This window comes from Rodentibacter rarus, from assembly GCF_001998965.1.
In the GTDB taxonomy this organism is placed as follows: Bacteria; Pseudomonadota; Gammaproteobacteria; order Enterobacterales; family Pasteurellaceae; genus Rodentibacter; species Rodentibacter rarus.
The window spans coordinates 1-6,626 of the sequence record NZ_MLHJ01000137.1 but is presented as its reverse complement, the minus strand read 5'-3'; the positions used below and the strand labels follow the sequence as shown (position 1 = coordinate 6,626).

At 41.2% G+C, this 6,626-nt stretch carries 5 protein-coding genes; all 5 read left to right on the top strand.

Going from position 1 to position 6,626, the window contains the following annotated elements; translation table 11 throughout:
• Positions 1–102: 102 nt before the first annotated feature.
• The 5 genes from BKK50_RS11530 to tyrA all read left to right on the top strand — a co-directional run bounded on the left by BKK50_RS11530 (position 103) and on the right by tyrA (position 6,576).
• Complete coding sequence (locus BKK50_RS11530) at positions 103–1,395, top strand: hypothetical protein (RefSeq protein ID WP_077418253.1); 1,293 nt, start codon at positions 103–105, stop codon at positions 1,393–1,395.
• Positions 1,396–1,444: 49 nt separating this feature from the next.
• A complete protein-coding gene (locus BKK50_RS11525; protein WP_077418250.1) occupies positions 1,445–3,697 on the top strand; it encodes an AAA family ATPase in 2,253 nt (750 codons plus the stop codon).
• 359 nt (positions 3,698–4,056) lie between these two features.
• On the top strand, positions 4,057–4,443 hold the full coding sequence (gene rbfA / locus BKK50_RS11520; protein ID WP_077418247.1) for a 30S ribosome-binding factor RbfA: 387 nt from the start codon (positions 4,057–4,059) through the stop codon (positions 4,441–4,443).
• Positions 4,443–5,363 (top strand): tRNA pseudouridine(55) synthase TruB, encoded by a 921-nt coding sequence (gene truB, locus BKK50_RS11515; protein WP_077418244.1) that lies wholly within the window; start codon positions 4,443–4,445, stop codon positions 5,361–5,363. Before rbfA ends, truB begins: the two co-directional genes overlap by 1 nt.
• An 88-nt stretch (positions 5,364–5,451) precedes the next feature.
• Positions 5,452–6,576 carry a bifunctional chorismate mutase/prephenate dehydrogenase gene (gene tyrA / locus BKK50_RS11510; RefSeq protein WP_077418241.1) on the top strand — a complete coding sequence of 375 codons (1,125 nt, stop codon included), beginning with the start codon at positions 5,452–5,454 and terminating at the stop codon, positions 6,574–6,576.
• Positions 6,577–6,626: the final 50 nt, after the last annotated feature.

Genomic DNA, 6,626 nt, shown 5'->3' with positions numbered 1-6,626 from the left:
TTTTATAACGGACACACGCAGTGTGTCCCTACGTTTTGGTTAAAATTTCTGTTTTGTGCATTTCTACATAATACCGAATATGATTAATGCGAGGAAAATATAATGAATAGCACAATAATTGATGCGCAATTTGAGCATATAAAAACCGAAGAATACCAACAAACGCTGGCAGACCAGGTACAAAATCATCTTTTTGCCGATCAGGAAAGCGGCGAAAAAGCAATGCAGACCATTAATGATTTCGTGAGCGATTATCTGGAAAATGGTCGTCATCAGCCGATTGATGAATGGTTGATCGGGCGTTTTAACCTTTATTCGGACATTTGGGAAAATGAACAAGAAAAAATCGACACGGCAAATGTGATTATTTCTACTGTCGATTCCTTGGTGAAAAATCAGCTTGATGTTGAAAAAGCCCTCAATAAAGGCAAAACCCTTGCCAATGTGTTAAACACAAAACTGACAGATATTGCGAATCAAAACGGCTTTGATCCCGTTGAGGCATTGAAAGCGATAGATGAAGGACTGGAAAATGCCAATCTCGCCGGTACGGAAATGTATTTAGGGCAAGCGATTCCATTAACGCCAAAAATCGAAAGCACCACACCTTTGGATCTTGCCCGAAATGTCACCACCAAGGCAAAAATCAACGCAAATTTACATTTAATGGCGTATGGCGTGCGAACCATTGGTGAACGGCTATACAATGCCATTAAAGGCAAGGAAAACCGTAGCCAAAGCGAAGAATTGCTGCATATTTTACGTTCTTCTATTGAAACGGCGGAAAATAAAGGTGTGCAAGTGGCAATGTCGGGCGGTGTGGTGGTTTCTGCCAAAAAAGGTTGGATAAAAGCCGGCTTTGACACACTCAATAAAATTGAAGATGCGATAGAGAGGACCCGTCAAAAATGGGATCGTATTACGGATTTAGTATTGAGTGTGGGCGAAGGATGGAACGATACCCGCATTCTCGATAAAGTCGAACAAGGGCTTCTCAAAACCGTTGATGTTGCGGCAGAAAAAGCAAAATTTGCTACCTCAAAATTTATTACCAAAGTTGAAAAAACCTGTGAAAACTGGTTAAAAACTAAAGGTGGGGTGATGGGGGCAAGAATCGGTAGTTTTGTGGGATCAATGTTTAGTCCTGCCGGTACAGCACTTGGCGCAACGATTGGCGGCTATCTTGGCGAAAAAGGCGGAGAATGGGTTGCCGATAAAGTGGTTAAACCTATTGCGAATACCGCACGAAAAGTCGCAGATAAAGCCATTGATGTTGTCGCAGATACGGCTAAAACGGTGGTTTCTAAAGTAAGTGAGGGAGTGAAGAGCGTGGGGGAATTTGTATCATCTGGGGTAAGTAAAGTAGTAGATTTTTTTACTCCGTCTTGGTGGTAAATCGGCTTTCATCAATACCGTTAATTATATATTTATAAAAGGACTAAAAATGAAAATAAATCAACAACTTATTGAATTGATTAAAGCAGGGTATTCTACATTTTATCTTCACACCGCTGAAACGGCACGGGCGGAAAATTTAGTGGCGGAAGTAGCGAAAAGCCTGAATTTCCACGTTCACGAGATCAACCTCGCACAAGGGAAAATCAATTTTTCCAACAAATCCCAAATTAAAGAAAATCACGGACGCATTGAACAAACTTTGAATGATCTTTTGGATGAAGATTTGGAACAAAACCTCTTTTTCATCAAAAATGCCAAACTTGCCTTAGAAAATAACCCGGTCGCCGTGGCGCGTTTGCAATATCTTATCGAAAATATTGAACGCCATTACACCGGAGAATGTGCCGTGATTTTGCAATCTTCGGAAGTCTATATTCCCTCCGACATCGAACCCTTTATCACGCTTTTGGAAATACCTTTGCCAAAGGAAAGCGACATCAAAGCCATTATGGACGATCTCAACATTGAAGCAGAAAAACAAAGCAAATTTATCACCGCACTTTCAGGTTTGAACGAACTGGAAATCAAAAAAGTGCTGACGCTGATCAAACAACGTTTTAATGGTTTTAATGAAAGCGATCAAGACAAAATGCTCAATGAAATTCGCCAACAAAAAGAGCAAATTATCGCCAAAAGCGGTGTGTTGGAAATGGTGAAAGTGGATCACCAAATCACCGATATCGGTGGTTTGGAAAATCTCAAAAAATGGTTGCAGGAACAAGCCCACATTGTTGGAAATTTAGAAAAAGCAAAAGCCTTTGGCGTGAAAGCCCCGAAAGGTGCATTGATTGCCGGAATGCCGGGGTGCGGTAAATCGCTCACCGCCAAAGCGGCAGCCGCCTTGTTTCAACAGCCTTTAGTGCGCTTGGATATTGGTTCGCTACTGGGCAAATATGTGGGCGAAAGCGAAACCAATATGCGCAAAGCCCTCGCCATGGCAGAAAGTATCAGCCCTTGCGTGCTTTGGGTGGACGAGTTGGAAAAAGCCTTTGTGGGGATGAGTGGCAATAATGCTTCGGAAGTCAGTTCTCGTCTTTTGGGCTATTTTTTAACTTGGATGCAAGAAAAAACACAGCCTGTCTTTATTATCGCCACTGCCAATGACATCACCGCTTTACCACCGGAATTACTGCGCAAAGGGCGTTTTGATGAAATTTTTTATGTGGGCTTTCCAAACTATAAAGAACGCCAACAAATTTTAGCGATTCACCTTAATAAAGCGAAACAAAAAGTTGATGTTTTGGATTTAGAAGAAATTGCCCGACAATGTCGGGATTATTCCGGTGCGGATATCGAAAATGCCGTGTATGACGGCGTGAAACAGGCATTTCTTGCCAACGCCGCACACCTTAACCAAGCCACATTAATTGAAGCGATCAGCCGCACCGTGCCGTTGCGTAAAACACTGAAAGAGAAAGTGGGCGAATATGAGAAAAAATTTGAGGAACTTTACCTCACCCCGGCTTCTCACTCTGACGGATTAAGCATTGCGGAAATGAATAAATTGGCAAACAGCACCAACTATCTTGACCGCTTAAAAGTGGCAAATGATCCGGAAGTCACTGAAGAAATCCTCGAAAAATTAGTGAAAGATGAAAATTTTGAAGTGAAAAAGGCGGCTTTTAGTAATTCGAATTGTCCGAGAAAAGTGCTTGATGAACAAATTTCAATTAAAGAAGATAATAAGCACTTTAATAAAGAAATTCGGGATATTATTGTAGGGCATAGAAATATTTCAATTGAGCTGGTGTTTGAATTACATAATGAAAATAATGAGGAACACAATAAAATCAGAGCTCGTTTATTAACTGATATAGCTCAAAGAAACGATCTTTCTGAAAAAATGCAGGTCGTTTTAGCAGAGAGTAATGATCGTCTGGTAGAGGCACTGGCTACTAATGAAAATTTATGTAAAAAAGCACAACTTATTGTAGCTAAGAAGGATCAAGATAAACTAACGTGGATATTTAGAGAATTTGGACTTGGATTCAATACCATAAAGGATTTATTAGCAAAGAATAAAGGTATATGCAAAGAAGCACAGCTTATTTTAGCTAAAGATAAAAGTTATAAGACACGATGTTTATTAGCCCGTAATGAAAATATATGTGAAGAAGTGCAGTATATTTTAGCAGAGGATGAAGATAATTTCGTATTAGAATCGTTATCAGAGAACAAAAATTTATGTGAAAAAGCTAAACTTATTTTGGCTAAGAGAGGTAGTATCATTGGCAAGTAATGAAGCTATTTCTGAAGAAATTCAGTTTATTTTAACAAAAGATAATGGCTGAAAAGCCATATTTATGTGAAGAGATTTGAGTTATTTAAAAAAATAAAGGCTCCGGTATTATCTTTCCATTTTACGACAATTGAATCATTGTTATTCAGTAGGGACTCACTGCGTAGGTTCGCTTGAAATTCGTTGCTTTTACAACGGACATACTAAGAGTGTCCCTAGGAAATACAAAATCAGTTTTGTGCAGCGGTCACATAACTCCAAAAAAATCCCCCAAAACCCACCGCACTTTTCACTCTTAGGGGATAAATTTTGCTATAATCCCCTGATTTAAAAAGCATCTTGAAAATAGGAAATTAAAAATGGCTCGAGAATTTAAACGTAGCGACCGTGTGGCGCAAGAAATCCAGAAAGAAATTGCGGTGATTTTACAACGTGAGGTAAAAGATCCCCGTATTGGTATGGTGACGGTATCCGATGTGGAAGTGTCCAGCGATTTGGCGTATGCCAAAATTTTTGTCACCTTCTTGTTCGATCACGATGAAAGTGCGATTGAACAGGGGATGAAAGGGTTGGAAAAAGCCGCACCTTATATTCGCACCTTACTTGGCAAAGCCATGCGGTTACGCATTGTGCCGGAAATTCGTTTTATCTACGATCAATCCTTAGTCGAAGGCATGAGAATGTCCAATTTGGTGACAAGCGTGGTGCGTGAAGACGAACGCAAACACGTTGAGGACGAGCAGTAATGTCAAGACCACGCAAACGGGGACGGGATATTGACGGCGTGTTTTTGTTGGATAAACCACAAGGGATGTCTTCCAATGAGATAATGCAAAAGGTCAAACGCCTCTTTCAAGCGAATAAAGCCGGGCATACGGGAGCGCTCGATCCCTTAGCAACGGGAATGTTGCCTATTTGTTTAGGGGAAGCCACCAAATTTTCACAATTTTTATTGGATGCGGATAAGCGCTATTTGGTGACCGCAAAATTAGGCGAGCGTACCAATACCTCCGATGCGGAAGGGCAGCTCGTGGAAACTCGTGCAGTAAATGTGGAAACACCACAAATTTTGACCGCACTTGAGCCATTTCGGGGCGATATTTTACAAGTGCCAACCATGTTTTCCGCTTTAAAACATCAGGGCAAACCTTTATATGAATATGCCCGACAAGGTATCACCGTAGAACGTGAAGCCCGCCCGATCACCATCTTTGAACTCAACTTTATTGAATATCAAGCCCCTTATTTAACCTTAGAAGTGCATTGTTCCAAAGGCACTTACATTCGCACTTTGGTGGATGATTTAGGCGAAGTATTGGGCTGTGGCGCCCATGTAACAATGTTACGCCGCCTTGCCGTGGCGGATTATCCTATTGAGGCAATGATGAGATGGGATGAATTGCAAAGCCTCGCAGCGCAGCAAGATTTAGCCTTGTTGGATCAGCATTTATTACCAACGGATACGGCGGTGAGTAAATTGCCGGCGTTGCATTTGAATGAAACACAAAGCCATGGGATTGGTTTTGGTCAGCGTGTAAAATTTGCCAACGAACAGCAATTGCAAGGGCAAGTGCGGTTGTTTTCTGCAGAGAATGTCTTTTTAGGCGTGGCGTTGATTGATGGCAATGTCATTCGTCCACAGCGATTAATCACACAATCCCCCTAATTTCATTTGCCTTTCCTGATAAATTCCAGTAATCTTGCCTGTAATTATTTTCTTACAAATTATGTAAACAAAAAATTACAGGTGGATTATGGAAGCGCTCAAAGATTTACGTTCCGAAATTGACTCGCTCGACCGCGAACTCATTCAACTTTTTTCTAAACGCCTTGAACTGGTTTCACAAGTCGGCAAAGTGAAACATCAACATGGCCTCCCTATCTATGCCCCTGACCGTGAAATTTCTATGTTGCAAGCTCGCCGTTTAGAAGCAGAGAAGGCAGGCATTTCACCGGATTTAATCGAAGATGTGCTACGCCGTTTTATGCGGGAATCCTATACTAATGAAAACCAATTTGGTTTTAAAACCGTCAATCCCAACATTCAAAAAATTGTGATTGTGGGGGGAAATGGGAAACTGGGCGGATTATTTGCCCGCTATCTGCGTGCCTCCGGCTATCCGATTTCTGTTTTAGAGCGTGATGATTGGGATGTGGCGGAGCGTATTCTTGCTAATGCAGATGCAGTGATTGTTTCTGTGCCAATTGCCAATACACTTGAAACCATTGAACGTTTAAAACCTTATTTAACAGAAAATATGCTGTTGGCGGATCTCACCTCGGTGAAACGCGAACCTTTATCGAAAATGTTGGAGATCCATCAAGGGGCTGTGGTGGGCCTGCACCCGATGTTTGGGCCGGATATTACCAGTATGGCAAAACAGGTGGTGGTGCGTTGTGATGGTCGTTTTCCGGACCGATATGAATGGTTGCTTGAACAAATTCAAATTTGGGGAGCGAAAATTCATCAAACCGATGCCATTGAACATGATCACCATATGACTTATGTGCAAGCTTTACGTCACTTTTCGACCTTTGCGAATGGTTTACATCTTTCTAAACAACCGGTCAATTTAGCAAATTTACTGGCGCTTTCTTCGCCGATTTATCGCTTAGAGTTAGCAATGATTGGTCGTTTATTCGCACAAGATGCCGAGCTTTATGCGGATATTATTATGGATAAACCGGAAAATCTTGAAGTGATTGAAAGCCTAAAACAAACCTATGAGGACGCACTGAAATTCTTTGAAAATCATGACCGACAGGGGTTTATTGATGCGTTTCATCAAGTGAGAGCATGGTTTGGTGACTATTCCGAGCAATTTTTAAAAGAAAGTCATCAATTGTTACAACAGGCGAATGATTTGAAACAAGGATAGAGCGGTATTATGCAGCAGTTGAACAATGTTGTTTTTTGTTATCTTGTAGG

Coding starts and splice junctions, on each gene's coding strand:
- BKK50_RS11530 (WP_077418253.1), top strand. CDS start 103: ATGAATAGCACAATAATTGATGCGCAATTTGAGCATATAAAAACCGAA.
- BKK50_RS11525 (WP_077418250.1), top strand. CDS start 1,445: ATGAAAATAAATCAACAACTTATTGAATTGATTAAAGCAGGGTATTCT.
- rbfA (WP_077418247.1), top strand. CDS start 4,057: ATGGCTCGAGAATTTAAACGTAGCGACCGTGTGGCGCAAGAAATCCAG.
- truB (WP_077418244.1), top strand. CDS start 4,443: ATGTCAAGACCACGCAAACGGGGACGGGATATTGACGGCGTGTTTTTG.
- tyrA (WP_077418241.1), top strand. CDS start 5,452: ATGGAAGCGCTCAAAGATTTACGTTCCGAAATTGACTCGCTCGACCGC.